The following is a 3,198-nucleotide window of genomic DNA, read 5'->3' on the forward strand; positions in this document are numbered from 1 at the left end:
GGCCGTCGCCCTGCCCCGCGCGCACCCGGCCGCCGCGGGCCTGCTCGTCACCGGCATCGGCAAGGTCAACGCGGCCGCGCGGCTGGCGCACGAGCTGGCCCGGCTGGCGGCGGCCGGCGGGCCGGCGGACGTGGGCGTCCTCAACGTCGGCACCTGCGGCGGCCTGCGCGACGGCGTCAGCGGCATCGTGCGCCCGCAGGAGGCGTGGGCGTGGGACGTGGGCCGGGTCGCGGTGCGGGCGGCCCCGGGGGAGGTGGCCCGGGAGTCCTACCCGCTGGTGCACGGCGACGGCACCACGATCGCCACCGGGGACTCCTTCGTCGCCGACGACGCCCTGCGCGCCCGGCTGGTGCAGCGGGCGTCGGTGGTGGACATGGAGTGCGCCGCGCTGGCGCAGACGTGCGCGCAGCTGGGGGTGCCGCTGGCGGCGCTGAAGCGGGTCAGCGACGCGGCCTCGCAGGGGGCGCTGGGGGACTTCGCCCGGGCCCTGGACCGCAGCGCCCGGGAGCTGGGCGCCGCCGCGGCGGACTTCCTCGACGCCCACGGCTGACCCCCGCCCGCTCGCCCATCTCCGGGTTCGGGCGCTCGGAAGGGCACGTTTCGGCGCCCGAACCCGGAGATGGGCGGGAGGACGCGCCCGCTCAGCGGCGCGAGGCCGACCTCGAGGCCGACTTCACCCGGTACATCTCCGCGTCGGCGCGCGCCAGCAGCTCCGCCGGGTCGGTGGTCGTGCAGTCGCTGAGGCTCACCCCGATGCTCACGCCCACCGCCACCTCGGTGCCGTCGGCCAGCACCACGGGCGCACCGACCGCCTCCCGGATGCGCTCGGCGATGCCCTCGGCCACCGCCGGGGAGTCCAGGTCCTCGCAGAGGATGACGAACTCGTCCCCGCCGACGCGGCAGACGGTGTCCGCCGGGCGCACGCCGTCCCGGATCCGCGCCCCGATGGTGCGCAGCAGCTCGTCGCCCGCCGCGTGCCCGTAGGTGTCGTTGACCGGCTTGAAGCCGTTGAGGTCGCAGAACAGCACGGCCAGCGGCAGCAGGCTGCGGCTGGAGCGGTGCAGCGCCAGCCGCAGCCGGTCGGTGAGCAGCACCCGGTTGCCCAGCCCCGTCAGCGCGTCCCGCAGCGCCAGGGCCGTCAGCCGCTCCTCCTCCGCGCGCCGGTCGGTGATGTCGGTGACCTGCGCCACCGCGTAGTGCGGGCTGCCGTCGGCGCGCGTCACCGCGGCCGTGGACACCGCCACCCACACCTGGTGGCCGGTGGCGTGCAGGTAGCGCTTCTCGTACGTCACGGACTGCTCCCGGCCCGAGGACAGCCGCGCCAGCGCGTCGTCGTCGCGGCCGGCGTCCTCCGGGTGGGTGAGCTCCTGCACGCTCATCGTGAGCAGGTCCGCCGCGCTGCGCCCGAGCATGGCGCAGTAGGCGTCGTTGACGCGCAGCAGCCGCCCCTCGCGGCCGGGGGTGAGGTCGGTCAGCTGCATGCCGAGGGGGGAGCGGTCGAAGGCGTGCCGGAAGCGCTCCTCGGCCTCCCGCAGCTCCTCGGCGGCCTCCCGCGCGCTCGTGGCGTCGCGCAGCACGCTGATGGTGCGGTCCACCCGCCCGGTGACGTCGCGCACGGCGACGGTGACGCACTCGGCGATGCGGGAGCTGCCGTCGGCGTGGCGGAAGGGCACGTCGCCGTGCCAGCTGGTGCGGGTGCGCAGGTGCTCCACGACGGACTGCCGGTGCAGCTCCAGCTCCAGGGGACCGCCCGCACCGCCGATGCTGCCGCTGATGGTGCCGCCCAGCAGCAGCTCCTCGCGGCTGAAACCCGTCATGGCGGCCATCGCGGGGTTGCAGTCCAGCAGGGTGCCGTCGGCGGCGTTGATGAGCACCGCGTCGTGGATGGAGTCGAACACCGCGGCCTGGCTGCGCAGCTGCTCCTCGATGTAGCGCTGCCGGGTGATGTCCTGCAGGTGCCCGACGAGGTGCAGGGAGCGGCCCTGCTCGTCCTGCACCAGCGCCATCCGCTCGTCGACCCAGACGACGTGCCCGGCGGCGTGCACGTAGCGCTTCTGCAGGGCGTAGTCGTCGATGTTGCCGGCGAGCAGGTGCCTGACGAGGACGAGCTCGGACTCCAGGTCCTCGGGGTGGGTGATGTCCTGCCAGGTGCGGGTGCGCAGCTCGGCCTCGCTGTAGCCGAGGATGCGCCGCAGCGCCTCGTTGGTGTGCAGGAAGGTGCCGTCGAGGCCGGTGAGCGCGATGCCCGTGGGGGCGTTGTCGAGGGTGCGCCGCCAGCGGGTCTCGGCCTGCTCGAGCCGGACGCGGGTGCGGGTGGGCTCGGAGATGTCGGAGAACACGGCGACCGCGCCCAGCACGTCGGTGCCGTCGGCCAGCGGGCGCGCCGACACCGACAGCACGAGGTCCTCGGGGTGGTGGGGGCGGCGCAGCACCAGCTCCAGGTTCTCGACGACCTCCCCGCGCAGGGCGCGCGGCAGCGGCAGCTCGGCCGGGGCGAGCGGGACGAGGCTGCCGGGGTGCAGCGCGCGGGCACCGGCGAGCCACGCCGCGGGGTCGTCGGACTCCCCGGCGGGGTCGAGCGCGGCCCGTGCGGCGGCGTTGTGCAGCAGGGGGTCGCCGTTGCCGTCGACGACCACGACGCCGTCGCTGATGCTGTTCATGACGGCGGTGAGCAGGGCGCTGTGCTGGCGGGCCTCCTCCTCGGCGGAGCGCAGCACGGCGTTGAGGCGCTCCACGGCGTCGTCGTGCCGGCCGCGGTGGCGGCTGCCGGTGTGCAGCTGCAGGGCCAGCCACCGCTGCCCGTCCACCTCGGCGCCGGCGAGGGTGACCCGGACGGTGGTGTGGTGCCCGTCGCGGTGCAGCACGGGCACCCGCAGCGGTCGGCGCGGCGGGGTGGAGCCGCCGGCGGTGAGCTGCGCCAGGGTGGCGCGGTGGTCGGCGCGCCGCTCGGGGGGGACGACGAGGTCGACGAGGTCGCGGCCGACGGCGTCGGCGGCGCTCCAGCCCAGCACGTCGGTGGCGGCGGCGTTCCAGTACGCGATCCGCCCGTCGGGGCCGACGGCGACGAAGCCGCCGGGGCCGGCGTCCAGCAGCGCCGCCAGCGGTGCGGTGCCCGGTTCCCGGTGCGGGCGGGACCCGGCGCCGGTGGTGGCGCTGGCGGCGCCCGTGGCGGCTCCCGCCTCGGCGGCCGCCGGGGTG

The 3,198-nt window shown here is 76.5% G+C and carries 2 protein-coding genes; one reads left to right on the top strand and one right to left on the bottom strand.

The annotated features are described in order from the left end of the window. On the top strand, window positions 1-550 hold a 550-nt coding region (locus tag ABEB16_RS17580; RefSeq protein ID WP_345713515.1), incomplete at its 5' end, for a nucleosidase. A 91-nt stretch (window positions 551-641) separates the two neighbouring features. On the opposite strand, the gene ABEB16_RS17585 is transcribed toward ABEB16_RS17580, so the two are convergent. Continuing rightward, a partial coding sequence (locus ABEB16_RS17585; RefSeq protein ID WP_345713516.1) for a PAS domain S-box protein occupies window positions 642-3,198 on the bottom strand: 2,557 nt, incomplete at its 5' end.

Origin of the sequence: Kineococcus glutinatus, from assembly GCF_039542765.1 — a bacterium.
GTDB lineage: Bacteria > Actinomycetota > Actinomycetes > Actinomycetales > Kineococcaceae > Kineococcus_A > Kineococcus_A glutinatus.